This window comes from Sphingosinicella terrae (assembly GCF_003347635.1).
Taxonomy (GTDB): domain Bacteria; phylum Pseudomonadota; class Alphaproteobacteria; order Sphingomonadales; family Sphingomonadaceae; genus Allosphingosinicella; species Allosphingosinicella terrae.
The window spans coordinates 1-25,250 of sequence record NZ_QDFY01000010.1 but is presented as its reverse complement, the minus strand read 5'-3'; the positions used below and the strand labels follow the sequence as shown (position 1 = coordinate 25,250).

General features: G+C 67.4%; 22 protein-coding genes and 1 pseudogene. 7 read left to right on the top strand and 16 right to left on the bottom strand.

What is annotated here, in order from left to right; genetic code table 11:
* Positions 1-60: 60 nt before the first annotated feature.
* Entirely contained in the window at positions 61-1,134 is a 1,074-nt protein-coding gene (recF, locus tag DDE10_RS17105; RefSeq protein ID WP_114954009.1) for a DNA replication/repair protein RecF, read from the bottom strand.
* 89 nt (positions 1,135-1,223) lie between these two features.
* Here recF and DDE10_RS17100 point away from each other — a divergent pair, with 89 nt between their 5' ends.
* A complete protein-coding gene (locus DDE10_RS17100; RefSeq protein WP_114954008.1) occupies positions 1,224-2,390 on the top strand; it encodes a phospholipase D-like domain-containing protein in 1,167 nt (388 codons plus the stop codon).
* Positions 2,391-2,405: 15 nt separating this feature from the next.
* On the opposite strand, the gene DDE10_RS17095 is transcribed toward DDE10_RS17100, so the two are convergent.
* Positions 2,406-3,023 (bottom strand): class I SAM-dependent methyltransferase, encoded by a 618-nt coding sequence (locus tag DDE10_RS17095; RefSeq protein WP_114954007.1) that lies wholly within the window; start codon positions 3,021-3,023, stop codon positions 2,406-2,408.
* 153 nt (positions 3,024-3,176) lie between these two features.
* Between DDE10_RS17095 and DDE10_RS17090 the strand changes: the two genes are divergently transcribed.
* Positions 3,177-4,484 (top strand): MFS transporter, encoded by a 1,308-nt coding sequence (locus DDE10_RS17090; protein WP_114954006.1) that lies wholly within the window; start codon positions 3,177-3,179, stop codon positions 4,482-4,484.
* On the opposite strand, the gene DDE10_RS17085 is transcribed toward DDE10_RS17090, so the two are convergent.
* On the bottom strand, positions 4,459-6,759 hold the full coding sequence (locus DDE10_RS17085) for a CDC48 family AAA ATPase (RefSeq protein ID WP_114954005.1): 2,301 nt from the start codon (positions 6,757-6,759) through the stop codon (positions 4,459-4,461). The two genes, DDE10_RS17090 and DDE10_RS17085, sit on opposite strands and share 26 nt — an antisense overlap.
* Positions 6,760-7,091: 332 nt before the next feature.
* Between DDE10_RS17085 and DDE10_RS17080 the strand changes: the two genes are divergently transcribed.
* A complete protein-coding gene (locus tag DDE10_RS17080) occupies positions 7,092-7,970 on the top strand; it encodes a LysR substrate-binding domain-containing protein (RefSeq protein ID WP_114954004.1) in 879 nt (292 codons plus the stop codon).
* A 27-nt stretch (positions 7,971-7,997) separates the two neighbouring features.
* Here DDE10_RS17080 and DDE10_RS17075 read toward each other — a convergent pair whose 3' ends face one another.
* Positions 7,998-8,459, bottom strand: coding sequence for a peptidylprolyl isomerase (locus tag DDE10_RS17075; RefSeq protein ID WP_114954003.1), 462 nt, complete (start codon positions 8,457-8,459; stop codon positions 7,998-8,000).
* 133 nt (positions 8,460-8,592) lie between these two features.
* Here DDE10_RS17075 and mgtE point away from each other — a divergent pair, with 133 nt between their 5' ends.
* On the top strand, positions 8,593-10,017 hold the full coding sequence (mgtE, locus tag DDE10_RS17070) for a magnesium transporter (protein WP_114954002.1): 1,425 nt from the start codon (positions 8,593-8,595) through the stop codon (positions 10,015-10,017).
* A gap of 59 nt (positions 10,018-10,076) precedes the next feature.
* The gene (locus DDE10_RS17065) at positions 10,077-10,484 is read left to right on the top strand and encodes a DUF1489 family protein (protein ID WP_114954001.1); all 408 of its coding nucleotides are present in this window, start codon (positions 10,077-10,079) and stop codon (positions 10,482-10,484) included.
* A gap of 57 nt (positions 10,485-10,541) precedes the next feature.
* Here DDE10_RS17065 and DDE10_RS17060 read toward each other — a convergent pair whose 3' ends face one another.
* From DDE10_RS17060 to DDE10_RS17035, 6 genes are all read right to left on the bottom strand, one after another.
* Positions 10,542-11,249 carry a head GIN domain-containing protein gene (locus DDE10_RS17060; RefSeq protein ID WP_162806694.1) on the bottom strand — a complete coding sequence of 236 codons (708 nt, stop codon included), beginning with the start codon at positions 11,247-11,249 and terminating at the stop codon, positions 10,542-10,544.
* Positions 11,250-11,305: 56 nt separating this feature from the next.
* On the bottom strand, positions 11,306-12,037 hold the full coding sequence (locus tag DDE10_RS17055) for a head GIN domain-containing protein (protein ID WP_114953999.1): 732 nt from the start codon (positions 12,035-12,037) through the stop codon (positions 11,306-11,308).
* Positions 12,038-12,152: 115 nt separating this feature from the next.
* A complete protein-coding gene (locus DDE10_RS17050; RefSeq protein ID WP_114953998.1) occupies positions 12,153-12,686 on the bottom strand; it encodes a CarD family transcriptional regulator in 534 nt (177 codons plus the stop codon).
* 261 nt (positions 12,687-12,947) lie between these two features.
* Positions 12,948-13,286 (bottom strand): ferredoxin FdxA, encoded by a 339-nt coding sequence (gene fdxA / locus DDE10_RS17045; protein ID WP_114953997.1) that lies wholly within the window; start codon positions 13,284-13,286, stop codon positions 12,948-12,950.
* 27 nt (positions 13,287-13,313) lie between these two features.
* Positions 13,314-13,643: a S4 domain-containing protein gene (locus DDE10_RS17040; RefSeq protein WP_114953996.1), complete on the bottom strand. Its 330-nt coding sequence runs from the start codon at positions 13,641-13,643 to the stop codon at positions 13,314-13,316.
* Positions 13,585-16,137 carry a helicase-related protein gene (locus DDE10_RS17035; protein ID WP_114953995.1) on the bottom strand — a complete coding sequence of 851 codons (2,553 nt, stop codon included), beginning with the start codon at positions 16,135-16,137 and terminating at the stop codon, positions 13,585-13,587. Before DDE10_RS17035 ends, DDE10_RS17040 begins: the two co-directional genes overlap by 59 nt.
* Positions 16,138-16,357: 220 nt before the next feature.
* Between DDE10_RS17035 and DDE10_RS17030 the strand changes: the two genes are divergently transcribed.
* Positions 16,358-17,911, top strand: a complete 1,554-nt coding sequence (locus tag DDE10_RS17030; RefSeq protein ID WP_284734726.1) for a M23 family metallopeptidase — start codon at positions 16,358-16,360, stop codon at positions 17,909-17,911.
* A gap of 75 nt (positions 17,912-17,986) precedes the next feature.
* Here DDE10_RS17030 and DDE10_RS17025 read toward each other — a convergent pair whose 3' ends face one another.
* The 5 genes from DDE10_RS17025 to DDE10_RS17005 form a co-directional block, all read right to left on the bottom strand.
* The gene (locus DDE10_RS17025; RefSeq protein WP_432653742.1) at positions 17,987-19,678 is read right to left on the bottom strand and encodes an ATP-binding protein; all 1,692 of its coding nucleotides are present in this window, start codon (positions 19,676-19,678) and stop codon (positions 17,987-17,989) included.
* 123 nt (positions 19,679-19,801) lie between these two features.
* Positions 19,802-20,575 (bottom strand): TIGR02186 family protein, encoded by a 774-nt coding sequence (locus tag DDE10_RS17020; protein WP_432653739.1) that lies wholly within the window; start codon positions 20,573-20,575, stop codon positions 19,802-19,804.
* Positions 20,572-21,489, bottom strand: coding sequence for a sulfite exporter TauE/SafE family protein (locus DDE10_RS17015; protein ID WP_114953993.1), 918 nt, complete (start codon positions 21,487-21,489; stop codon positions 20,572-20,574). The genes DDE10_RS17020 and DDE10_RS17015 overlap by 4 nt, the downstream gene beginning before the upstream one ends.
* A 110-nt stretch (positions 21,490-21,599) precedes the next feature.
* Entirely contained in the window at positions 21,600-22,601 is a 1,002-nt protein-coding gene (locus tag DDE10_RS17010; protein WP_114953992.1) for a histone deacetylase family protein, read from the bottom strand.
* Entirely contained in the window at positions 22,601-23,893 is a 1,293-nt protein-coding gene (locus DDE10_RS17005) for a hypothetical protein (RefSeq protein WP_114953991.1), read from the bottom strand. Before DDE10_RS17005 ends, DDE10_RS17010 begins: the two co-directional genes overlap by 1 nt.
* 111 nt (positions 23,894-24,004) lie before the next feature.
* Here DDE10_RS17005 and DDE10_RS23890 point away from each other — a divergent pair, with 111 nt between their 5' ends.
* Positions 24,005-24,997, top strand: coding sequence for a hypothetical protein (locus DDE10_RS23890; RefSeq protein ID WP_284734724.1), 993 nt, complete (start codon positions 24,005-24,007; stop codon positions 24,995-24,997).
* Between the two features lie 109 nt (positions 24,998-25,106).
* Here the strand turns inward: DDE10_RS23890 and DDE10_RS16995 are convergent.
* Positions 25,107-25,250, bottom strand: a pseudogene (locus DDE10_RS16995) (electron transfer flavoprotein subunit alpha/FixB family protein); the annotation flags it as partial.

Genomic DNA, 25,250 nt, shown 5'->3' with positions numbered 1-25,250 from the left:
CGAAACCCAAGGAAAAACGCGGCTCGCGGCGAGACCGGGCGGCGCCGGCGGGAGCCCGCGTCAGACGGCTCGCACCGCTCCCTCGGCGACCTCGTACCACGATCCTTCACGCACCTCGGCGAACAGGCTCCGCTCGGTGCCCGTCATCCACACCTGGCCGTCCTCCCCGGCCAATCGCTCGAACAGAGCAGCCCTGCGGGAGGGATCGAGGTGGGCGGCGATCTCGTCGAGCAGCAGGATCGGCCGGCGACCGGAGCGCTCGGCGACGAGCGCCGCATGGGCCAGGATGATGCCGACGAGCAGCGCCTTCTGCTCGCCGGTGGAGCAGAGCGACGCGGGCTGGCCCTTGCCAAGATGGGTGACGGCGAGGTCGGTGCGGTGCGGCCCCGACAGCGCGCGGCCGGCCGCGGCGTCCCGCTCGCGCCCCGCCGCCAGGCGTGCGGCGAGATTCTCCTCCTCACCCCCTTCGAGCGCCAGTCCGGCTCGGGCGAACGGCCCCTCCGGTGCGGCCGCCAGCCGGTCCCCGAGCGCCTCGACGGTCTCGCGCCGCGCCTCCGCCAGAGCGGCGCCATGTTCGGCCATTCGGGCTTCGAGCGCGCCGAGCCAGGCGGTGTCGCGCGCACCCGGCTCCGCCAGCAATTTGTTGCGGGCGCGCATCGCCGCCTCGTAGCGATTCGCCTGCTGCCCGTGACCGGGTCGAAGGGCGAGCACGAGGCGGTCGAGGAAACGGCGACGCGCGGAGGCGCTTTCGGTGAACAGCCGGTCCATGGGCGGCGTCAGCCACAGCACCGACAGCCATTCCGAAAGGGAGTTGGCGGCGGCGGCGGCGCCGTTGATCCGCACCTGTCGCCTATCTGGCGCGGCCGCCGTCGTCCCGGTGCCGAGATCGATCGCCTCGTCTCCCGTCGAAAGCCGGGCCGCGACGGCGAAGCCTCCACCGCCCCCGCGTCGGGCCATGTCAGCGAGCGCGGCACCGCGCAGCCCGCGACCGGGAGAGAGGAGCGAGACCGCCTCGAGCAGGTTCGTCTTGCCGGCCCCATTCTCGCCCGTGAGGATGACGAAACCGGGTCCCGGCGCGGCGAGGGCGTCCCGATAGGAGCGGAAATCGGTCAGGCTGAGGCGGGAAACGAACACGGTTGCGCCTGTAAGGGATCGCCGCGCACCTTCAACCGCGTCGCGGCCTCTTCCCCATTCAAGGGACAAAGGGGTAGGCGGGAACGACGATGGAGGAGCAACCGACGATAGAGAAGCTCGCGGTCGACGGAAACCGCCTCACCCTGCTGCCCGACGGCGCCCAGCGTCTCGAGGCGCTGATCCGGCTCATCGACGACGCCCAGGAGACGCTGCGGATCCTCTATTACATCTGGGAGAATGACGCGACCGGACGGCGGGTGCGCGACGCCCTGACGCAGGCATGCCGCCGCGGCGTCACGGTGTCGCTGCTCGTCGACGGATTCGGCGCAGCCAACGCCACCGAAGCCTTCTTCCAGCCACTGGTCGAGGCCGGCTGCCGCTTCTGCCGCTTCGTTCCGCGCTTCGGCCGCCGCTACCTCCTGCGCAACCATCAGAAGCTCGCTCTCGCCGACGGCAGCCGGGTCATCATCGGCGGGTTCAACATCGCCGACGAATATTTCGGCACGATCGAGAGCGGCGCATGGCGAGATCTCGGCCTGCTCGTCGAGGGGCCGGGCGTCGCCTGCCTCGCGCCCTATTTCGACGATCTCTTCAGATGGGCGGCGAAAAGCGACGCGCGGATTCGTGACCTTCGACGCATCCTCGGCCGCCGCAGCGTGACCGAAGGCAAGCTCCACTGGCTGTTCGGAGGGCCCACCCGGAGGTTGAGCCCATGGGCCCGCGCCTTCCGCCGCGACCTCAGGTCGGCGAAACGGCTCGATCTCGTCGCCGCCTATTTCGCGCCCGGCCCGGCGCTGCTCCGGAGGAGCGGCAACGTGGCCCGGCGCGGTAAAGTTCGACTGGTCACCGCCGCGAGGTCGGACAACAGCGCCACCATCGGCGCCGCCCGCCACAGCTACTGGCTTCTGCTGAAACGCGGGGTGCGGATCTTCGAGTATCAGCCGACCAAGCTGCACATCAAATTGTTCGTGCTCGACGAGGTCGTTCACATCGGATCGGCCAATTTCGACATGCGAAGTCTCTATCTGAATCTCGAGATGATGCTGCGGGTCGAGGATGCCGCCTTCGCCGAGGCCATGCGCCGTTTCGTCGACGGCGAAATCGCGCAGTCGATCGAGATCACGATGGAGGCGCACCGCGGGCAGCGCACCTTGTTCAATCGGCTGCGATGGGGCTTCGCCTATTTCCTGGTCGCGATCGCCGACTACCGCATTTCCCACCAGCTGAACTTCAGCGGCGAGCCGATGCCGAGCTGACCCGGCGCGGACCGCTCAGTCCTTCCAGGCCCAGAAGAGATGGCAGGGGGGGATGTTAACCCATTCGAAGCCGCGGTCGATGCGGTCGAAATGGGGTGCCAGGAATTCGCGCACCTTCGGGGAGAATTGATAGACCAGGAAGGCGCCGCCGGGACGCAGGGCCGCCGCGGTCTGCTCGGCGATCTGCGGTCCGACACCGGCCGGGAGGGTCGAGAAGGGCAGGCCCGAGAGGATATAATCGGCATGCTCGAAGCCGCAATCGGCGATGATCTGCCGGACGTCGGCCGCCGAGCCAGTGACTGAGAAGAGGCGGCTGTCGGCGAACTTGCGGCGCAGGTAGCGGGTGAAATCCGGGTTCGTGTCGATCGCGACGAGGGTCGCATCCGGCGCCATTCGTTGGAGCAAATGCTCGGTGAAGGTGCCGACGCCCGGGCCATATTCGACGAACAGCTTGCAATTCGCCCAATCCACCGGCTCGAGCATCCTGTCGATCACCGCCTTGGACGACGGGATCACCGATCCCACCATGACGGGGTGCTTGATGAAGCCGCGCAGGAAATGCCACAGGGGGCCGCCGGTCACCTCTCGTGCGAGCCGGCCGTCTCTGCGTGCTTCGTCCCAGGATGCCGACATGCTGCCTTCCAAGAAAATGCGGAAAGATCGTGCGTTGGCAAAATGCCGGTCGATTGGCAAGCTGCAAGCGCCCCATCCTCGTCCGGCGTCAAACCGCCGAGCGCCGCCAAGGCTCCATGCGGGCGTAGCTTCCCTCCGAAAAAATCGAGGCTAATGACCGGGTTCGGACTATCTGGCGAGCGGTTCGCCTTGCTCTTTTCGGTCATGCTCGTCGCGGCGGCGGGCAATACCGCGATGCAGTCGCTGTTGCCCGCGATCGGCCGCGAGCTCGGCGTCGCCGACATCTGGGTGGCGGTGGCGTTCAGCCTATCCGCCCTGATCTGGGTGGTGACGGCGCCGCACTGGGCGCATCGGGCCGACCGGCGCGGCCGGCGAGCCCTGATGCGGCTCGGCCTGTGGGGATTCATTCTGTCCATGCTGGTCTGCGGCGGTGCGTTGGCCGCCGGACTGGCAGGCTGGCTAGCGCCAATGACCGTGTTCGTCGTGTTCATGCTCGGCCGGACTATCTACGGCGCCTTCGGCTCGGCCTCGCCGCCGGCGGTGCAGGCCTATATCGCGGCGCGGACGGACGGCCAGCAGAGAACGAGCGCGCTGGCCGCCATCGCCTCCTCCTTCGGCCTCGGCACCGTGATCGGTCCGGCGATCGCGCCGCTCTTCATCTTCGAGCCGCTCGGCCTGTCGGCCCCGCTGGTCGTGTTCGCCGCGATCGGCGCGCTGGTGTTGACGGCGCTGGCGCTTCGGCTTCCCGACGACACGCCAAAGACCGAGGCCAAGGGCGAGATCGTCTCTTATCCCTCCATCGGCGGCGTGGGAGGAGGCCCCGCCGCTCCCGCCGCGAGCGCGGCAGCCGCACGGCCGCGGCGCAAGCAAGCGGCACCGCCGCGATTGGCGTGGCGGGACCCGCGTGTGCTGCCGTGGCATATCATCGGTACCGCCGGCGGCCACGGCCATGCCGCGCTGCTTGGCGTGATCGGCTTCCTCGTGATCGATCGGCTGGCCTTGCCGCTCGACCACGCCCAGCAATGGATCGCGATCGTGCTGATCGCGGGAGCGGCGGCCTCGCTGCTGGCGCAATGGTGGCTGATCCCCCAGCTCGGCCTGGATCCGCGCCAGCTCGTCATCTGGGGTTCGCTGGTGGCGGCGGCGGGGCTGGTCGTCACCGGTTTCTCGCGCGGCGTCTATGGCATCGTCATGGGCTTCGCTCTGGCCTCGCTCGGCTTCGGGCTGTTCCGGCCGGGCTTCACCAGCGGCGCGTCGCTTGCGGTGGCGCCGCACGAGCAGAATGCCGTCGCCGGGATGGTCACGTCGGTGAACGGAGTCGCGTTCGTCGCTGCGCCGGCGCTCGGCGTGCTGCTCTACGGCTTCGCAATCCCCGTGCCGTTCGTCGCGAGCGCCGTGCTGATGGCAGCGCTCGCGACCTGGACCGCCTTCGGGTTCAGTCCTTCACGCCCCTCGGAGTGAGCATGCCAGGCTGGATGAAGCCGATGCCGCCGGCATTCGCGCTTCGCGCATCCTGCTTGAGATGGGCCTGGATCTGCTCGTAGTCACGCTCCATCTCGGGCGTGACCGAGGCACGGGTCTCCTTCAGCGCACGCTCGAACTCGGCCATTGTCACGTCCCGCGCCTCGATAGAGCCGCGAAGCGCGAACAGACCGGCGCGGCGGACCAGATCCTCGAGGTCGGCCCCGGTGAAGCGCTGGGCGCGTTCGGCGAGGTCGTCGAGATCGACGTCCGCGGCGAGCGGCATGCCCTTGGTGTGAATCCCCAAAATATGCCGACGGCCGGCCCGGTCGGGAACGGGAACGTAGATCAGCTCATCGAAGCGGCCCGGCCGGAGCAAGGCGGGATCGATCAAATTGGGTCGGTTGGTGGCCCCGATCACCACGACCGACTGCAGCTCCTCGAGCCCGTCCATCTCGGCGAGGATCGTGTTGACCACGCGCTCGGTCACCTGGGGCTCGCCGAGGCCGCCGCCACGGGCCGGGACCAGGCTGTCGAGCTCGTCGATGAAGATGACCGTCGGCGCCACCTGGCGGGCGCGGGCGAACAGCCGGGCAATCTGCTGCTCGCTCTCGCCATACCATTTGGACAGGAGATCCGACGATTTCGTCGCGATGAAGTTCGCCTCCGCTTCCCGGGCGGTCGCCTTGGCGAGCAGCGTCTTGCCTGTGCCCGGCGGGCCATAAAGGAGGAAGCCCTTGGCCGGACGGATGCCGAGCCGGCGGAAGGCGTCCGGATGACGGAGCGGAAGCTCGACCCCTTCCCGAAGTCGCTCGCGCACCTCGTCGACGCCGCCGACATCGTCCCAGCGCGTCGTCGGCATCTGTACCATCACCTCGCGCATCGCCGAGGGCTGGACGCGCTTCAGCGCCTCCTCGAAGTCCTTGCGGGTGACGGAAAGGTTGTCGAGCACTTCCGGGGGAATGGTGCCGTCCTCGAGGTTGAGACCCGGCATGATCCCGCGGACGGCCTCGATTGCCGCTTCCCGGGTGAGCGCAGCGAGGTCGGCACCGACGAATCCGTAGGTCTTGCGGGCGAGCTCGGGCAGATCGACGCCCTCACCGAGCGGCATGCCGCGCGTGTGGATGGCGAGGATCTCGCGGCGGCCGCTCTCGTCGGGGACGCCGACGATGATCTCGCGGTCGAAGCGGCCCGGCCGGCGCAGCGCCTCGTCGATCGCCTCGGGCCGATTGGTCGCAGCGATGACAACCAGGTTCTGGCGGGGCTCAAGCCCGTCCATCAGCGACAGCAATTGAGCGACGAGCCTTTTCTCGGTCTCGCCGGTGACCTGCCCGCGCTTCGGCGCGATCGAATCGATCTCGTCGATGAAGATGATCGAGGGAGCGGCGTTGCCGGCCTCCTCGAACAGCTCGCGCAGCTTCTTCTCGCTCTCGCCATAGGCAGACCCCATGATCTCGGGACCGGCGATGTGGAAGAAGCTGGCATCGCTTTCATTGGCGACGGCGCGGGCGAGCCGGGTCTTGCCGGTGCCCGGCGGGCCGTGCAGCAGCACGCCCTTGGGCGGATCGACGCCCAGCCGCTCGAATATCTCGGGATAGCGCAGCGGCAGCTCGACCATCTCGCGAAGCTGGTCGATGGTGCTGCCGATGCCGCCGATATCGTCATAGGTGACGTCGGCGCGGCGCGCCTCCTTGGCCTCGGTATATTCGGGCCGAAGCTCCACCTCGGTATTGGCGTCGATGAGGACGATCCCCTTGGGGACCGTGGACACCACTACCAGTCGGATCTCCTGCAGCGAGTAGGCCGGCGCGGTCAGCATCTGGCGCAGCTCGGGCGGGATGTCACCGCGCATGATCTGCTGCTGTCCGGTGGTGGCGACGACGTCACCCGCCGTGAGCGGCTTCATCCCGAAGCTGCGCTTGAGCGCATGGGCCGAGCCATGAAGACGCAAATTCTTGACCGCCGGCGCGAAGACGACCCGCTGGGCCGGCTTCGCTTCGGCCTTCGCCACCTCGACGAAATCGCCCGAGCCGATCTCCGCATTCGCGCGCTGGAGGCCGTCCAGGCGGATGATCGCCAAGCCTTCATCCTCCGGATAGGGGCCCACGGCACGAGCCGGCGTCGAGCGCTTGCCGATCAGCTCGATGACGTCGCCCTCGGCGAGACCGAGCTCGTTCATCATCGCGCGCGGGAGCCGAGCGATGCCCCGGCCACTATCGTCCGGCCGCATCGTCGCGACCTGCAGGCGCCGCGGCCTGCGTTCTTCGTCCGCCATCAGCTCTCGCCTCCTCTTGCGCCCCACATAGGAACCCACAACGGGTGGTCAAAGCGGCGGTTCAAAAAAGGGGCGGCGGCCAGCCTGCGGAAGATAAAAAAAGGCCGACCCGAAGGCCGGCCTGGAAAGTTTTTAGGAGAGGATGCCTGAAAGGCGAGACCTCTTTCGCAGTTGCACATCTATTGTGCAAGTGCGAAGAAATTCACTATGATTGCAAAATATGCAACCGGCCGGCGCCCGCCTGACGCTGATAGAGGTGATTATTTCCCCTTGCACAAAGCGGTCATCGCTTTGTGCAATGCAGCAATCTTGCCTTGTCTGGAGAGGAAAGAATGAAGCGCCTGCCCCCCTTGTCCGCCCTCGAGGCGTTTGTTCACGCCGCGCGCACCGGCTCGGTCAAGGCGGCCGCCGAAGCGCTGGCTCTGTCATCGCCGGCGCTGACACGGCGCATTCAATCGCTGGAACGGCGAATCGGACATCCGCTGTTCGATCGCCGCCATCAGTCCATCCATCTCAACGAGGCCGGGGAGCGGCTGATTGCCGAGGTCGGGCCGGCGCTCGACGCGCTCGCCCTGGCCATCGATCGGGCCGGCGGACAAGGCGAGTTGATGCGCCTGAGGCTGTCGGCGCTTCCGCTCTTCGCCTCCTTCCAGCTGATGCCGCGCCTGCCGCGCCTGCGCGCCATCGAGCCGGACCTGCATATCGACATCGAGACCAGGCCACACGCGCTGGCGCGCCTGGACGAGGGTCTCGACGTTGCGATCGTTCTCACGCGAGAGGTCGAACCGCCTTATTATTCCCGTCGGCTGGGGGCCAACCGGGTCGTGGCGATCGGCGCCCGTCACTTGGGCGAGGGACCGGGGGCGCTGAGGACGCCGGCGCAGCTCGCCGATGCAACCGTGCTCCTCCACCAGGATTTGCCGGACGCCTTCGATCATTGGCGCGAGGCCGTCGGCCTGCCCGATCTCAAGCCGGCCGCGGTCGACCATTTCGATTCCGGCCAGCTCATCCTCAACGCTGCCGCCGAGGGGCTCGGCATTGCCTTCATGTTCGAGATGCATCTCGAAGGCGCGCACGATCCGCGGCTGGTGAGGCTCTTCGACGTCAGCGTCGAGAGCCCCTACGCCTATTGGTTCGCGTGCCGGCGCTCGGCTCTCACCCGCCGGCCGGTGCGCATCTTCCACGACTGGCTGATCGAGGAGCTCGGCTGAAGCTCGTCGGGCCTTCCGACCCGGGGCTCAGGGCCGGAGGCTAGCCTTGACGATCTTGCCGGGGGCGCGCGGCGGCTCGCCCTTGGGAAGGGCGTCGACGTGCTCCATCCCCTCAACCACCTGGCCCCAGACCGTATATTGCCCATCGAGGAAACGGCAGTCGTCGAAGCAGATGAAGAACTGGCTGTTGGCACTGTTCGGATCGTTGGTTCGGGCCATCGAGGCGGTGCCGCGCACGTGCGGCTCGCGGCTGAACTCGGCCTTGAGGTCGGGCCTGGGCGAGCCGCCCGTGCCGGTGCCGGTTGGATCGCCGCCCTGGGCCATGAAGCCGTCAATGACGCGATGGAAGACGACGCCGTCATAGAAGCCTTCCTGAGCAAGCTCCCGGATCCGCTCGACATGGCCCGGGGCCAGATCGGGACGCAGGCGAATGACGACATCGCCGCCGCTGTCCAGATTGAAGACCAGAGTGTTCAGTTCGTCGGCCATGATCGACTCCTCGCATGTCGGGTTGGGGGCCCCTTAATCGCGACGGACGGCAAGCGCCACCCCGCCTCGACAGCCGTGGTCGACGCGCCTAGGAAGCCACCCGGTCGAGGGTGCCGGTGTCGGGAGGAGCGAGATGAGCGACAGCGAACTCGAAGTCCCGCCCGAAGACATGCCCGTTGCGGAGCCGCCGGTCGAGAGCCGGCACGATCAGGATGACCGGCTGAAACCGGAATTCGTCCGCGAGGTTCTCGATCGAATAGAGGCGGGCGATCCGGACGGCGCCCGGGCTCTCGTCGAGCCCCTCCACCCGGCCGACATTGCCGACCTGCTCGAACTGGTCGACCGCGAGGAGCGCCGCGCGCTCGCCTCGGCCCTGGCCGAGATTCTCGACGGCGACGTCCTGGCCGAGATGAACGACTGGGTGCGCGAAGAGCTGATGGAAGCGCTCGAGCCGCACCAGGTCGCCGAGATTGCCGGCGAGCTCGAGACCGACGACGCGGTCGCCCTGATCGAGGACATGGAAGAGGAGGATCAGCGCGCCGTGCTGCGCGCGCTCGATCCGGACGATCGCGCCGCGATCGAAGAGGCGCTTTCCTTCCCGGAGGAATCCGCCGGGCGGCTCATGCGCCGAGACGCCGTCGCCGTGCCGGAACATTGGACCATCGGGCAAGTGATCGACTTCCTTCGATCGGGCGAGGACCTTGCCAACGATTTCTTCGAGATTTTCGTGGTGGATCCCTCGCATCGGCCGGTGGGAACGTGCCTCCTCTCGTGGATCCTGAGAACACCGCGCCGGATCAATGTCGCGGACGTCATGCAGCGCGAGCAGACGCTCATCCCCGTCGACATGGACCAGGAGGAGGTGGCGCTTCGCTTCCAGAAATATGCGCTCGTGTCCGCCGCCGTGGTCGATCAGTCCGGACGCCTGGTCGGGATGATCACGGTCGACGACATCGTCCACATCATTCAGGAGGAGGCGAGCGAGGACGCGCTGCTCATGTCCGGGGCGGGCGTCGAGGGCGACATCAACGAGCCGGTTCGCGACAGCTATAAGGCGCGCGTCCGCTGGCTGATCACCAACCTGCTGACCGCGCTCGTCAGCGCCACCATAATCCTCCAGTTCGGTGGCGCGATCGCCGAGATGGTCGCCCTCGCGGCCTTGGGACCGATCGTCGCTTCGATCGGCGGCAATGCCGGAACCCAGACCATGGCGGTCTCGGTGCGCGCGCTCGCGCTCAATCAGCTGACCCGATCGAATACCTGGCGGACGATCTGGCGCGAGATACTGGTCGCCTTGCTCAACGGGGTCACCATCGCCATTCTGCTCGGCGCGGGCGCCGCGCTGGTCTTCTCCGCCCCGCAGCTAGGCGCCGTGATCGCGGCGGCGATGATGATCAACATCCTTGTCGCCGGCCTGTCCGGAGTGGTCGTGCCCGTCGTCCTGGATCGTTTCGACCAGGATCCGGCCGTCGCGTCGTCGGTCTTCGTGACGATGATCACCGATTCGATGGGCTTTTTCGTCTTCCTGGGCCTGGCGGTCGCCACCGGTCTGGTCTGAAGGCGCCACTGGTTTGCCAAGCGCTTGATCGGAAAGGCTTCTCCCGGCATGGACTAGCCATGCCCAGCCTCCATATCACCAAGGTCGCGGTCGGCTGCGGCCACGTCGATGCGCTGCGCGAGCGTCAGCGGTCGCGGCTGCGGGACGGCTATGTCCCGATCCTCACTCGCTTCCTTCCCAAGCGGGCCGACGCGCTGATCGGCGGCTCGCTCTACTGGATCATCAAGCACCGATTCACCGTTCGCCAGACCATTTTCGGCTTCGAGCCGAGCGCGGCGGACCAGCGCACCATCATCCGCCTCGCACCCGAGTTGGTGCCGGTGCAGGCGCTGCCGAAGCGGGCGCACCAGGGCTGGCGCTATCTGGATCAGATCGATGCGCCGCCCGACCTCGACGGCCAGACCGACATCCTGGAGGCGCTACCGCCTCATGTGGCGCAGGAGCTGCTCGAACTGGCGCTGATCTAGACCGGATCGTGATCCGATTGCATCGGATGATCCCATGCGACTAGAAATCGCTCTTATTCATCGAGCTCGCGCGTTGCCGCAGCGGACGAGCTGGGCGCTCGAGCCGCGGAGGGTGCAGGACGGGCGGCCGCCTATGTCGATGGTGCCGAGACCGAGCGCGGTGATCGTGGCCTCGCGTTCGACGGAGACCGCGACCGCGCCGCTGCTGGCACTGGTGATGCGGGCATGGTCGGCGATCAGGCCAGCGGCGTCGAGGCTGCCCGTTCCCTGAATGTCGGCGGTCAGCGCCTCCACCCGGCCCGACAGCTCGATCGCGCCGGCGCCGGCCACTCCGAGTGACAGATTGTCGGCGTCAACCGCGGCGACGCTGATGCGACCGCTGCCCTCGACGGAGAGATCGGTCCTCAGACCCTCGAGCCGATCGATCTCGAGCCGGCCGGGACCGATCAGCCGCGCCGAGCGGAGCGAACGGGTGACCAGCACGATCGTCAGCGGCCCTTCCTGCGCCTCCGGATTGCCGCCCCAACGATGCCTGTTCCGGCGGATCCTGAGGGTCTGGCCGGAAGTGTCGAGGCTGAGGCGGTCCAGGCCGGCCTGCCCGCCAGAAGCCCGCGCGGACGCGCTGCGTCCCGCGATCAGGCGCACGATATAGGGACCCTCGACGACAATTCTGTCGAAGTCGTTGACCGAGAAGCGGCGCTCGGCGGCTGCCGCCGGACTCGAGGCCGCTGCGAGGAGGGCGAGCATGATGGCGAGGCGGTTCATGCGCGCCAGCATGCCCGAAATTGGTTAATGCTCAATCCCGGCCACGATCCACGACTCTAGGCACCGCAGTTGAGATCGCCCGAGCCCAGCTTCGACAGCGAGCAACGCGCCGTGCCGCGAACGTTGACGTTTCCCGAGCCGATGATGGAGCCGCCGACGGCCTCGCTCGCCTGAAGGCTCGCATCGCCGGACCCGGCGATGGAGACGGAGGCACGGCGGACCTGAAGGCCTTCGAGATCGGCATCGCCGGAACCCGCAATCGTGATATCGGTCTCCTCTGCCGTCCCGGCGGCACGGATATTGCCGGACCCCGCGATCGAGAATTCGGCGCGTCGCGCCTGAAGCGTGCCGATCTCGATGTCGCCCGAGCCCGCCACCGAAGCGTCGAATGCCTCCGCCTGGACCCGATCGATGCGCATGTCGCCCGATCCGCCGATAGATGCGCCCGCCAGGCTCGGCGCCGTCACGTAGACGGTCGCCCTGCCTTGATTGCGGCCGAACCAGCCATCGCGCCGGGTGGCAACGCGAAGCGTGCCATTCTCGACTCCAATTTCGAGATGATCGAGTGCCTCGGCATCGCCCTCGGCACGCACCGACGTCGTTCCGCCCACGGTCACGACGACATCGTGCGCGCCCTCCAGCGAAATCGACTGGAACGCGCCGACCTCGAAGCTGCGCGCGCCCGGGGCACGCGCCTCGCCACCGGCCGGGCCGCCGTCTCCGCCTTCGCCATTGGCCGACGTACACGCACCGAGCACCAGGGCCGCCGCGAAAAGCACAGAGCGCATCGCATCCTCCTCCTGCCTACTGTGTTATCTCTATAATACGCCAACTGCTGAAGGGCGCAAACGAAAAAGGCGGCCCGTTTCCAGGCCGCCCTTTCTTGACCGCAAATGCGGGGGCTCAGGCCTCGTCCTTCACCTTCTGATGAATGACCGCAGCCCGGTTCAGGATGTCGAGGATCTTCTCGAGCGCCCTCTTCTCGTCGACTTCCTCCATGGCGGCGAGCTCGCGCGCCAGGCGTGTGGAGGCCGCTTCGAAGATCTGACGCTCGGAATAGCTCTGCTCCGGCGCATCGTCCGGGCGGAACAGGTCGCGCACGACCTCTGCGATCGACACGAGGTCGCCCGAGTTGATCTTCGCCTCATATTCCTGAGCGCGGCGCGACCACATGGTGCGCTTCACCTTGGGCTTGCCCTTCAGGGTGGCGAGCGCCTCCTGCATTGTCTTGTCCGAGGAGAGCTTGCGCATGCCGACGCTTTCCGCCTTGTTGGTCGGGACGCGGAGCGTCATCTTTTCCTTTTCGAAGCGCAGAACGTAGAGTTCGAGCTGCATGCCGGCGATGTCCGTGCTCTGCAGGTCGATGACACGGCCGACGCCGTGCTTGGGGTATACGACATAATCGCCAACGTCGAAGCTCAACGCTTTCGTTGCCATCAATATGGACCTTCCCATGGAAATGGCCGCAATCGTACCCGACTAGCCTTGCATCCGTCCCGAAAGACGCAAACGCTGGTTCAGGTTGTGCGGCAATTCGCTGTTGATCACCGTCCGCGGACGCGGGTGCGCCCGCTTCGATAGCGTCGCCTATAGCAGCAAATGCGCCGGAAATCCACCCTTCAGCCCACGCACCGGCGGCAACCGGCCAGCCGATCTGCCCCAACGTCCCGTTCGGCCTCAGGTTCCGGCCGCGAGCGGTCAGTCGCCCTCGCCGGGATCCGCAGAGAAGTATTTCTCGAACTTGCCCTCCTCGCCTTTATGGTCGTCGGCGTCGGCGGGGGAATCTTTCTTGCGGGTGATGTTCGGCCATTCCGAGGAGTAGCTTGCGTTGAGCTCGAGCCATTTCTCGAGACCGCTCTCCGTGTCGGGCAGGATCGCCTCGGCCGGGCATTCGGGCTCGCAGACGCCGCAATCGATGCACTCGCTGGGATTGATGACGAGCATGTTCTCGCCTTCGTAGAAGCAGTCGACCGGACACACTTCGACGCAATCCATATATTTGCAGCGAATGCAGGCATCGGTGACGACGTAGGTCATTTGCGGCTTCTCCCGGAACGGCCTCCCCTAAGCGGGGCCGGCTTCGCTCGTCAATTCACAATAAAAGAGACGCGCCTCCGTCGGAGGGCCACGGCGTGCGGGCAGCTTCTCCACCCTGAGGACGCGGACCTGCCCGCGATGGGCGAAGCTGAGCACGTCCCCGATCCGGACCGGCGCGTGCGCGCGATCGATAATGCGGCCGCCGATCCGGATCCGCCCGTCCTCGGCGAGCGCCTGGGCGTCGCTGCGCGTCTTCACGATCCGTGCGAACCATAGGAACTTGTCGAGCCGGAGGCTGTCAGCCACCCTTGGGCTCCCCGCCGCCGGCCCGCAAGGCTTCGAGAGCGGCGAACGCATGGGACGACCGCTCCGTCCGCCGTCGTCGGCGCGGATCGCGGCCGCGCCACACCCATCCGGTGCCGTCGCCGTCCCTGAAGCCGATGTCGCGCATCAGCTTCGCGACGGCCTCGGAATGGAGACCCAGGGAGGTGACCAAGGCGGCGTCGACGGGTTCTCCTTCCTTGCCGCCCTTCACCTCGTGCGCGTGCCGGGCCAGCCGCTCGGCCATGTCGACACGGATCATCTGCGGTCCGGCAGCGCGGAAGCCGAGCCGCTCGAGCAGCGCCCGGGCCGCCGCCGGCGGCGAGGGCAGGACCACGCTCGATGGCGGCGGCAGCTCCGGCATGACGCCGCCGGCCGCGGCGGCGCGAAGTGCCGAGCGCCACCGCATCGCTTCCGGCTTCAGCACCGCGGGCATGAACAGGTCGAGCGCGCCGATGCGGATGCCGAGTCCGGTGATCCCGCGGCGCTGCTCGCGCGCGAGGCCGCGCAGCGGTTCCGCCACCTTGTCGCGCGCGACGATGCCGCCTTCGTCGACGAGCAAGGCGAGGATCGATCGCACGGCCGCCGGCGCAGCCGGCTCGCGCGCGGCCGCCCCCGCCGCGCGCAGCGGCGCGAGGTGCCGCTCGACCTGCCGGCGAATCCAGCCTGCGAGACGCTCGATCACCGCATCGCGACCGCGGGCCGATACGGAGTCGATCCGGCGATCGAGCTGGACGCGCGGCGACAGCAGATTCTTGCCCGGGCCGAGCCGCGCCACCTCGTGCCCGCGCCAGAGGATCGCCACCGGCGCATCCGGATCCGTCCGCAGCGAGAAATGCCCGTCGGTGTCGGCGACCAGTGCCGCCGCCCGTTTCTCATACTCGCCGGCAAGACGCCGCTCGGCGGTTGCCAGCAGCATCTTCCGATCGGCGTGCCGCGCGGCCGGATCGACCTCGAAGACGAAGCCATTGAGGCGGCCGATCGGATAGGCACCGACACTCACCTCGCCCTGCTCGTCGATCACGACCGGAAACTCCCCGGCTCCCTTGCGGCCAAGGTCCCGCATCAGAACCGAGGTCCGGCGGTCGACGAAGCGCTGGGTCAGCCGATCATGGAGCGCGTCGGACAGCTTCTCCTCCACCGCCATCGCCCGGTCGGCCATGGCCGCGGGATCGGCGACCCAGTCGGCGCGGTGGGCGATATAGGCCCAGGTGCGCACCCCGGCGAGTCGGTCGGCGAGGGTGTCGATGTCGCCCTGGACATTGTCGAGCCTGGCCACTTCGGCGGCATACCAATGCTGCGGGATGTGGCCGTCGCCTTCGCTGAGATGGCTGAAGATGCGCGCAACCAGCCGCGAATGATGTTCGGGGCCGGTCTTGCGGAAGTCGGGAAGCCCGCAGGCGGCCCAGAGCCGGCGGACATGGCCGCCCGCGGTCCGAGCGAGCACGAGCGGGTCTGCGGCGAGGAGGCGCAGCACGGCCAGGTCGACGGCTTCGGGCGCGGCGCGCAGCCCCGGACGATCCGGCCTCCGCTCGAGCGACCGGATCAGCGCCTCGACGCTTCCGAAATCGAGCTCGCTCTCACGCCAATAGAGGAAATCGAGCGGCGCGAACCGATGCTCCTCGATCGCCCCTATCTCCTCGGGCCGGAACTCGGCGAGGGCGTCGCCCTCCAGCGTCAGGGAGCCGAACGTCCCATCCCGCTGATGGCGCCCGGCCCGACCGGCAATCTGCGCCATCTCGGCGATGGTGAGCCGTCGGCGGCGATGCCCGTCGAACTTGGAGAGACCGGCGAAGGCGACATGGCTCACATCCATGTTGAGGCCCATGCCGATCGCATCGGTGGCGACGAGATAGTCGACCTCCCCCGCCTGGTACATCTCGACCTGGGCATTGCGGGTTCGCGGCGAGAGCGCCCCCATGACGACGGCAGCGCCGCCGCGCATCCGGCGAAGCATTTCCGCCACGGCATAGACCTGCTCGGCGGAGAAGGCGACGATGGCGCAACGCGGCGGTAGCCGGGACAGCTTGGCCGGTCCGGCATAGCTGAGAGTGGAGAAACGCGGGCGGCCGACGATCTCCGCTTTCGGCAGCAGCCGGCGGACCATGGGCGCGAGGCTTTCCGAGCCCAGGATCATCGTCTCCTCGCGGCCGCGAGCGCGCAGGATGCGATCGGTGAAGACGTGGCCGCGCTCCGGATCGGCGCCGAGCTGAGCCTCGTCGATGGCAACGAAGGCGAAGTCGCGCTCGGCCGGCCCCCCGCCGCTGCTCATCACGGGCATGGACTCCGCGGTGCACAAGAACCAGCGCGCCTTTTCGGGCAGTATCTTTTCCTCGCCGGTCAGCAGCGCCACCTGACTCTCGCCCTTCAGCTTCACCACCCGGTCGTAGACCTCGCGCGCGAGCAGGCGGAGGGGAAAGCCGATCATGCCGGAAGAATGTCCGCACATCCGCTCGACCGCGAGATGGGTCTTGCCGGTGTTGGTCGGCCCGAGGATGGCCTTGAGCGGCGCGGGGGCAAAGGCGTTCATGACAGCTCCCCCTAGATCGGCGCACCGCCGGCAATTCGCAACCATTTCCGCCGTTTGCCCATCGCTGCTCCGCTCGTCGGCCGGCTACTTCGCTTCGTCGCAACGGTCCGCCGTCAGCGCCCGAGGTAATTTGACTTTAACCTCTTTTCTTCACACCTCTGGGACCTGCCGAGCGGGGTGCGCGGTGGGGGTTCAACGGGCGCGCGGGGACATACCGGCCTTGTATCAGTTTAACGATTTCGGCAACGGGCCGGGCAGCGGCACGGCCGCGCTCGCAATCGACGGCCGCAACCTTCGTGCGGCGACGGCGCGTCCGACATTCGGCAGCAAGACCAAGGGATTGGCTGCTCGTCTCGACGAGCTGGACCTCGTCGTCGACCTCGGCCAGCGCATCGGCTCGCGCGACTGGTTTCGCGGCCTCGCCACCTGTGCCGGCCTCTGCTACGCAGCCTGGTCGCTGGCGCCCAACTTGACGCCACTCGTCGGCGAAGCGCCGCCGCCGATGCCGGAAGCGCAGTTCGAGGAAACCCGCGCGCTTTCGATCGCGCCGCTTGCCTTCGGCGCCGACACCGGCCGCCGGATGGCGCCGACCGAACTCGTGCAGCCGCTCACGGACACGCCGGAGCGTCCGATCCTCGATCTGCGGGCGACGCTTGGCCGCGGCGATGGCCTCGCCCGGATGCTGGAGCGGGCCGGCGTCGGCAGCACCGAGGCCGACCGCGTCGCCACCCTGATCGGGGAGGCCCTGCCAATCGAGGATATCCGTCCCGGCACAGTGATGGATCTCACTCTCGGCCGGCGGCCGAACCGGCGCGTCGCCCGGCCGCTCGACAGACTGGCCTTCCGAGCCCGCTTCGATCTTCGGGTCGAGGTCAATCGGGTCGACGGCAGCCTCGTGCTCACCCGCATTCCGATCGCCGTCGACGAGACGCCGCTACGCATCCAAGGCCGCGTCGGCGCCAGCCTTTACCGGTCCGCCCGCGCGGCCGGCGTTCCGGCGCGCATCGTCGAAAGCTATATCCGCGCGCTCACCACCCAGGTCAGCGTCCCCTCCGGCCTCAATTCCGATGACCGCTTCGACATCATCGTCGAGCATCGCCGGGCCGCCACCGGCGAGACCGAGAGCGGTCAATTGCTCTATGCCGGGCTGGACCGGGCCAGCGGGCGCGACCTGCGGCTGATGCAGTGGACGAGCGGCGGCCGCTCGCAATGGTTCGAAGCGTCCGGCGTGGGCCGGGAAAGCGGCAGCTTCCAGCAGCCGGTACCGGGCCGGATCACCTCCAATTACGGGCTGCGGATGCACCCGATCCTGCGCTATTCGCGCATGCATCGCGGCATCGACTTCCGCGCCGCCTCGGGCACGCCGATCCTTGCCGCGGCGGACGGCCGAGTGACCCGCGCCGGCTGGGCCGGCGGCTATGGCCGTCAGGTCCGACTCGATCATGCTGGCGGCATCGCGACCTCCTATTCCCACATGAGCCGTATCGCGGTCAGCTCAGGCAGCCGGGTCCGCCGCGGTCAGGTGATCGGCTATGTCGGCTCGACCGGCCTGTCGACGGGACCGCATCTCCACTACGAGATGTACCGCAACGGCCGGCACGTGAACCCGCGCTCGGTCCGGTTCAGCGCCCGCGCCGAGCTGTCGGGCAGCGAACTCGCCAGCTTCCGAAGCCGGATGCGCGGCCTGCTGTCGACGCCGGTGGGCGCGGCGAGGGCCCAGGAACAGCAGGCGGCCGCCGCGGCCCCTTCCGCCGGCGAGCAGACCACGTCCTGAAGCAAGGCTTCTCCCGGCTCGCGCCGGGAGAAATTCATATGGGTGATGCTGTAGCGGGACCCCTAGCCCGTTCCTTTAGCGCCCCTGCGCCCGCCACCGCTTGACGACGCGGGTGACCATCGCATCCTCGTCGCCGCTGTGGCGCCACAGCTCCGAGAAGAGCGGGTCGGAAGAGGCAGGACGGCGGTCGCGCTCGAGGTCGTCGAAGGCGACCCGGATCGGGATCGACACGCCTTCGCCGCAGACGATGCACTCGCGGTTGCGAAGCGCCGGGATGACGTCGAGGAAGCCACGCGCGCCCTCCGGCATGGCGCTCTTGACGAATGCCTGGTCGCGATCGTTGTTGAGACGCATCGCGATGATCGTGCCGCACTGGGAAAGCACGCCTTCCGCGAGGTCGGAAGGACGCTGAGTGATCAGGCCGAGGGAGACGCCGTATTTGCGGCCCTCCTTGGCGATCCGCTCCAGAACCTTGCGGACGGCCTGGCCGCCGCCGGTCTTGTCGGCGGGAACATAGCGGTGCGCCTCTTCGCAGACCAGAAGGACGGGGCGCTGAACCTCGCTACGCGACCAAATGGCATAGTCGAAGACCAGGCGTGACAGCACCGCCACGACGACCGACACGATATCGGACGGCACGCCCGATACATCGATGATGGAGATCGGCTTTCCCTTCGCGGGAAGTCGGAAGATCCGGCTGATGAATGCACCCATCGAATCGGCGACGAGCATGCCCGAGAACATGAACTGGTAGCGCGGATCCGACTTCAGTTCGTCGATCTTGCCCTTGAGCCGCATGAACGGTGCGGTGTCGGTCGCCTTGTTGAGCAGGCCCATTTCGTGGGTGATCGCGTTGGTAAGATCCGAAAGCGTGTAGGGAATCGGCGAATCGACGGTGAGCTTGCTCAATCCCTCGGCGGCGCGATTCTTGCCCCGGGCCTGGAGCAAGCACTTGGCGAGGATGTCCATGTCACGCTGACGATCGGCGCCGGAGGAGGTGACGAATACCTCGCAATGCTCTTCGAAGTTCATCAGCCAGTAGGGCATGGCGAGATTGTCGACGTTGAACAGCTCGCCATGCCCCTTGAACGCGGCGGAATATTCGCCGTGCGGATCGATCATGACGATATGCCCCTCAGGCGACTGATCGCAGATACGGTGCATGATCAAGGCGGTGGCGGTCGACTTGCCGGTGCCGGTCGAGCCGAGCAGGGCAAAATGCTTGCCGAGGAACGCATCGACATAGAGCGCCGCGCGGACGTCCTTGGTCGGATAGACGGTGCCGATCTCGACGTGGGCGCGCTCGTCCGCGGCGAACATCTGCTTGAGATCGGAAGCCGTCACCGGGAAGACCTTGCTGCCCGGAATGGGATAGGCGGTGATGCCGCGCTTGAAGTTGATCAGCTTGCCGGTGGCCGAATCCTCGTCGCCCTCGCCCAGGAAGTCGATCTCCGCCACGACGACGCCGGCCTCGGCGTCGGCAACCTTGAGCTTGCGGACGTTGGCGAGCAACCAGCGCCGCCCCGAATCGATCTTGATCTGGCTGCCGACCTGCCCCGACATGGCGACGCTGGGGTCCGCGTCGCCAGCCAGCTCGGTCAGGCGGCGGCCGGCGATCTCGACGCTGGCGCCGCTGCCTGAAATCTCGACGACCTGACCGATCGTTTCATGCTTCGCGACAAGCTTGCGCGGCGGCGCGGAGCGCTGCCCGAGGTCCTGATCCTGTCCCGACATCGGAAAGCTGTGGATGTTCATCGCGTCGGCCATCGGCATCACCCCTGATACTTTTCAGAAGAGCGCCTTAGCCCGATCGGGTAAACAAGTGATTTGCAAGTGACTTAGACGAGACTCGTGACTCGGCGGCGCGGCCAGCGCCGAGGACAAGCAGATTCAACCGTAACGTCGCTGGAAGAGGCTGCTGGCACCCCAGCCGAGGAGGAGCGACAGCGCCACCGCGCTGACGCCGTAGGCGACCGACCATCGTTCGGCTGCTTCGGCGACGAACCGCTCGAAACCGAGCTTCTCGATCCGGATTTCGCGGGCGGCGCCGGCAATCACGCGGCCGTCGCGGATCAGGAAGGTCTCCGCCGTATAGGTACCGACGGGGACCCGGGCCGGGATACTGATCCGGGCACGATAGAGCACGCCTTCGCTGATTTCGACGCCGCGGGGATATTCGGCATAAAGCTGATGGCGCGCCCTCAGATCGAGGAGCCCCTGCTCGAACCGGCGCAACGTGCCGGCGGAGGTGCCCCCACCGGGCGAGAGCTGAAGATTGTCGAGGCCGAGCTCGTAGATGGCGGCGGTACGCTCGTCGATCAGCTGCGGGAGCGGGCGCGAGGACGCGACCGCGTAAAAGGACGGTGCCGAGCGGAACCGCACCCGCCCGACGTTCATCCAGATGCCCGCGACCTTCTGCTTCTCGCGCACGACGATCGGCTCGAGCGGCCCCTTGAGCACCACCGCGATGTCGGTGCTCCCCGGCTCCGGCGGCCGCCCGCCGGGATAGATGATGGCGCCGAACAGGAGCAGCTCCGCGCCCGCGAAGCTGTAGCGTATCTCGATATTGCGGTCGGAGACATCCGGCACGAGGCGCGGCTCGGCCTGTGCGAGGAGGAGCGGCGCCGCTACCGCGAGACCAAGCGCGCGCAGCGAAGCCCTCACAGCATCTGCACCGTGTAGATCTCTTCCGGACGCCAGCCAAGCTGCAGCGCCATGCGGAAGGCGACGCCGAGTACGACGATAGCCAGAATCATCCTCAGGAGCTCCGGCTTCATCGTCTGGGCGAAACGGGCGCCATATTGGGCTCCGATCACCGAGCCGATGAGCAGCAGGCCGGCCAGGACGATGTCGACGGAACGGGTCGTTGTCGCGTGGACCAAGGTGGTGACTGCGGTGACGAACAGGATCTGCAGCAGCGAAGTGCCGACCACGACCTGGGCCGACATGCCGAGCAGATAGATCATCGCGGGCACCATGATGAAGCCGCCGCCGATGCCGAGCAGCACGGTGAGCAGCCCCGAGACGAAGCCGAGCCCGAGAGGGGCCAGAGGCGAGATGTACAGTCCGGAACGGTAGAAGCGCCACCGCATCGGCAAGGCCGCAATGAGCGGATTGTGGCGGCGCGCGGGCCGGTCGGCATTCCGCCTTGACGGCTTGAGGATGTCGAGCGCGGTCGCCGATTCCTTGGCCATCATGAATCCAATGCTTCCGAGCAGGAGCACGTACAGCAAGGAGATGACGGTATCGATCTGGCCCGAATCCTGGAGGAGACGGAAGAGCAGGCCGCCCGTGATCGATCCGATGACGCCGCCGACGATGATCACGGCGCCCATCCGCATGTCGACGCCGCGCCGGCGGCGATGGGCGAGCACACCGGAGATGCTGGTGCCGGTGATCTGGGTGGTCGCCGAGGCAACGGCGACCGCCGGCGGTATTCCGTAGAAGATCAGGATAGGGGTGGTGAGGAAGCCGCCGCCGACGCCGACCATGCCGGTCAGCAACCCGACCAGGCCGCCGAGGCCGATGATCACCAGCGCATTCACGGAGAGCCCGGCGATCGGCAGGTAGATATCCATCGGGCGAAGACCCTAGCGGCTAAACGGAGAGGGCGGAAGCGCGGCCGGGCGCTGCCAGGCGCTACGATCGGCTGCCGCCGCGGGTTCCGGCGCGCTTCGCTTCAGCGTCTTCAAAAACCCGAGAGGAAGGCGGCGACGTTATCGCCCAGCGCATCCACCGCATAGCCGCCCTCCATCACCACCAGGGTCGGGACGCCAAGCGAGGCGATCCGGCGGGCCAGGCCAGGATAATCGCCGCGCTCGAGGCGGAAATGCGAGATCGGGTCCCCCGAAAAGGTATCGGCGCCGAAGCTCAGGACGAGAAGATCGGGACCGAAGACGGAGACCCGGCCGAGCGCCTCTTCGAGCGCGGGCAGATAATCCGCCGCTGCGGCGCCGCGCGGCAGCGGCAGATTGAGATTGGCGCCCTCGCCTTCGGCCTCGCCGGTCTCGTCCGAATGCCCCCAATAATAAGGATAATCGGTCCGGGGATCGGCGTGGATGGAAACGAACAGCACGTCGCCGCGCGCATAGAATATGTCCTGGGTGCCGTTGCCATGGTGATAGTCGACGTCCAGGATCGCGACCCGACGGCCGGCGCGGACCGCGGTCTCCGCGGCGATGGCGGCATTGTTGAGATAGCAATAGCCGCCCAGATAATCGGCTCCGCAATGATGCCCCGGCGGGCGGCACAGGGCGAAGGCGGCATTCTCCCCGGCCAGCACGGCGTCGAGCCCCGAAAGTGCCGTCTGCGCGCTCCAATAGACGCTGTCCCAGGTGCCGGCGGCGATGGGGCTCGTCGCATCGAAGCTATACAGGCCGAGCTTGGCGTCGATCCGATCGTGGATCAGTGGCCGACGACGTACGACCGGCCACGCATAGGGACTGGCATCACCGGTGCGGCCCGCCGCCTGCCATTCCCGGTAGGCGCTTTCGAGGAATTCGAGATAAGGCTGCGGATGCACGCTCAGCAAAGGCGCCCGGCCATGGTCGTGCGCCGGCTCCACGTGCCCGATCGCGGCCAGCATCGAGCGCGGGCGCCCCGGATGCTCGCCATAGGGAACCCAGGCGCCGTTATGCAGCTCCTGCGCAGGCGCATGCTCGAGCTGCCGCGGGTCGAAGAAGCAGCGCATCAATGGGTACCGCCCAGCAGAGCGGAAGGCAGGGTCGGCTCCGACAGGAGCCGTTCCATCGCCTGCCAGCGCGCGGCAGGATCCGCCCCTGCCGCTTCGACATGGGCCGCCACCATATCCCGTCCGAGCCCGTAATTGATCACGTAGGCGCGATACTGGTCGATGAAGTCGAGCGACTGCCCCGCCCGAGCCGCCGAAACGAGCTGGTAGCGCTGGAGCAGCGAGATCGCGCCGGCACGATCGATTCGGCCTTCCAGATAGTCTCGCGCGATGGTGAAGCGCGCGCCGGAAAGTTCGTCCAGCGCCTCCTGCAGCGCGAGATATTCGGCCGCGCCCTCCGTCGACAGGCCGGCGAGGGGAAAGAGAGTGGATGTCTCGAATCGGAGCCGCTCGTCGCCGGGGAAGGCGAGCGCGATGCCGTAATTGGCCGATCCCTCGGCGATGAAGGATTGCGGCGAATAGAGCGGATAGACGCTGAACTCGATCCAGCCCCGCCCGCGGGTCAGCTTCTCCTCGAGCAGGGCGTTGTAGGCATGATGCCCCGGATAGCCCTCGTGACAGCCGAGATCGACGGCGCGGCTCAGGCGGACGGGCAGATCGGTATTGACCTGGATGAGGCTGCGATAGTCGCCCTGATACCAATTGTAGCCCGACCAGCTGCGCCCGGTCACGAACTCGAGCGTGAAATTCTGGCTTTCCGGAAGGGCGATGTGGCGCACGGTCCGCCGCCGGCATTCGTCGATCGCCGCACGCATGACGGCATCGAGGCGATCGGCCGGAATGACGAAACGCGCCTGAAAGGCCTCGACCCGATCCGCGAGCGCACCCTCGCCCGGGACCAAAGCGTCGATGCGGGCGATTACCGGATCGTAGCTTTCGAGCGGCCGCAGCTCGGGGGTGACGCCGTAAAGGCCCTGCGCCTCCTCGACGAAACCGAGCCGCTCCCCGCTCAGCATCCGCAGCCGGGTGCGCGCGGCGGTGAGCTGCGCGAGCAGGAAATCGCGCCGGCGCAGCTCGAGCGGGTCTGTCGGCGCGAAGGCCGCGATCCGACGTTGCAGAGCCTCGGCGTCGCCAGCCAGCCGGTCGAGCGTTCGAGGGCTCGCCCGCGCTGCGTCTCGCAGCTCGGCCGGACCGTAATAGGCGTCGATGAATCCCTCGTCGCGCTCGCCGACCTCCAGCACCAGCCGGACATAGTCGCGGGCGGCGGCGTCGAGGGTATCGGGCTGGGCCGAGGCGGTGGCGCAGCCTGCCAGGAGCAAGGCGGCAGCGATAAGCTTCAGAATGGCGGGCATGGGATCCTCCGTCGATGGGTCTAGCGGCGCCCAAGAAGCAAGGAAACCGGGGTGCGTTGACAGATTTGGCGATTCCACCACCCTGAGAGTTCCCTGACGGAGGGAATGGCGATGATCGCGACCATCATCCGAGTCCTGTTGATCCTGCTAGCGGCGGCAATGCCGCACTCGCCCCTCCTGGCCGCCCCCTCCACAGAGCTTGAAGGACGTTGGGCCATGCGGGCAGGAGGGCGAACGTTCCTTATCATCGAGCTCGTACGAGAGGGCCGCGCTTGGTCGGGGCGGTGGCTGCGGCTCAAGCATTTTAGCCTGTCGGGCGGGTCATCCGGGCTGTTGCTGTCCGACCCCTCGGGGCCGGTGATCGAGGAACAGATCATCGCCGTCGAAGCGGGCGACACGTTGCAGCTCACGGTTCCGCAGGATTCCGGGGAGAGTGCGGATGAGTTCATCCTGCGTCTCATCGCACCGGACGCCATTACGCTCTCGATCATCGGGGCGCCGCTCCCGCCATACCCTCTGTACCGGGCGGGTCCGGAGGAGATTGTTGCCTTCGAGTGGCCAAGAGGCGCCCACGCGGTGGACCAGCGATGGACGAGCAACGCCGAGATTGCCGAATTGTATGCGGCCGACCAAGCTGCCCGGCGCGATCCCGTGCTGATCGACTGGGCAGTCGTCTCTGTGGAGGACCGACGTCGGCGTGCCCGAGTCCGCGAACTGCTGGATGCCGGAGAGCTCGCCAGCGGAGAAGATTTTCGTCAGGCCGCCTTCATCTTTCAGCATGGCGCGTCACCGGACGACTATCTGCTCGCCCACAGCCTGGCGGTGGTCGCAGTCGCGCGCGGTCGCCCCGACGCGACGTGGATCGCTGCGGCGGCCCTCGACCGCTATCTCCAGGCGATAGAGAGACCGCAGATCTTCGGCACGCAGTTCAGGTCGCCTCCGGGTGCCATGACCACGCAGGAGCCTTATGACCGTTCGCTCGTCCCAGACGCCCTGCGACAGGCGCTCGGCGTCCCTGCACAGGCTGAGCAGGATGCGCAGCGGGTCGAGTTCGAAACCCAGCAACGCGAACGGCAAAGGCTGCAGCACGGCCAAAGGCAATAGGCGCAGCCGGCGGATCTGAAATGCCGTGGATCCAGGACCGCCTTGCTTGCGGAGCGGCCTCAGGCCATACGGCCGGCCGGTCCTCGAACAGGTTCGTCCAGGCGCCGGCTCAGAGCTTTTCGGTCAGCTCCGGGACGATCTTGAACAGGTCACCGACGAGGCCGATGTCGGCGACCTGGAAGATGGGCGCGTCCTCGTCCTTGTTGATGGCGACGATGGTCTTGGAATCCTTCATGCCGGCGAGGTGCTGGAT

Coding starts and splice junctions, on each gene's coding strand:
- DDE10_RS17035 (WP_114953995.1), bottom strand. CDS start 16,137: ATGAACGCCTTTGCCCCCGCGCCGCTCAAGGCCATCCTCGGGCCGACC.
- DDE10_RS17090 (WP_114954006.1), top strand. CDS start 3,177: ATGACCGGGTTCGGACTATCTGGCGAGCGGTTCGCCTTGCTCTTTTCG.
- DDE10_RS17065 (WP_114954001.1), top strand. CDS start 10,077: ATGCCCAGCCTCCATATCACCAAGGTCGCGGTCGGCTGCGGCCACGTC.
- DDE10_RS17075 (WP_114954003.1), bottom strand. CDS start 8,459: ATGGCCGACGAACTGAACACTCTGGTCTTCAATCTGGACAGCGGCGGC.
- DDE10_RS17100 (WP_114954008.1), top strand. CDS start 1,224: ATGGAGGAGCAACCGACGATAGAGAAGCTCGCGGTCGACGGAAACCGC.
- DDE10_RS17005 (WP_114953991.1), bottom strand. CDS start 23,893: ATGCCCGCCATTCTGAAGCTTATCGCTGCCGCCTTGCTCCTGGCAGGC.
- DDE10_RS17040 (WP_114953996.1), bottom strand. CDS start 13,643: ATGCGTTCGCCGCTCTCGAAGCCTTGCGGGCCGGCGGCGGGGAGCCCA.
- fdxA (WP_114953997.1), bottom strand. CDS start 13,286: ATGACCTACGTCGTCACCGATGCCTGCATTCGCTGCAAATATATGGAT.
- DDE10_RS17055 (WP_114953999.1), bottom strand. CDS start 12,037: ATGCGCTCTGTGCTTTTCGCGGCGGCCCTGGTGCTCGGTGCGTGTACG.
- DDE10_RS17025 (WP_432653742.1), bottom strand. CDS start 19,678: ATGGCCGACGCGATGAACATCCACAGCTTTCCGATGTCGGGACAGGAT.
- DDE10_RS17080 (WP_114954004.1), top strand. CDS start 7,092: ATGAAGCGCCTGCCCCCCTTGTCCGCCCTCGAGGCGTTTGTTCACGCC.
- DDE10_RS17010 (WP_114953992.1), bottom strand. CDS start 22,601: ATGCGCTGCTTCTTCGACCCGCGGCAGCTCGAGCATGCGCCTGCGCAG.
- DDE10_RS17095 (WP_114954007.1), bottom strand. CDS start 3,023: ATGTCGGCATCCTGGGACGAAGCACGCAGAGACGGCCGGCTCGCACGA.
- DDE10_RS17015 (WP_114953993.1), bottom strand. CDS start 21,489: ATGGATATCTACCTGCCGATCGCCGGGCTCTCCGTGAATGCGCTGGTG.
- DDE10_RS17085 (WP_114954005.1), bottom strand. CDS start 6,759: ATGGCGGACGAAGAACGCAGGCCGCGGCGCCTGCAGGTCGCGACGATG.
- mgtE (WP_114954002.1), top strand. CDS start 8,593: ATGAGCGACAGCGAACTCGAAGTCCCGCCCGAAGACATGCCCGTTGCG.
- DDE10_RS17060 (WP_162806694.1), bottom strand. CDS start 11,249: ATGAACCGCCTCGCCATCATGCTCGCCCTCCTCGCAGCGGCCTCGAGT.
- DDE10_RS23890 (WP_284734724.1), top strand. CDS start 24,005: ATGATCGCGACCATCATCCGAGTCCTGTTGATCCTGCTAGCGGCGGCA.
- DDE10_RS17050 (WP_114953998.1), bottom strand. CDS start 12,686: ATGGCAACGAAAGCGTTGAGCTTCGACGTTGGCGATTATGTCGTATAC.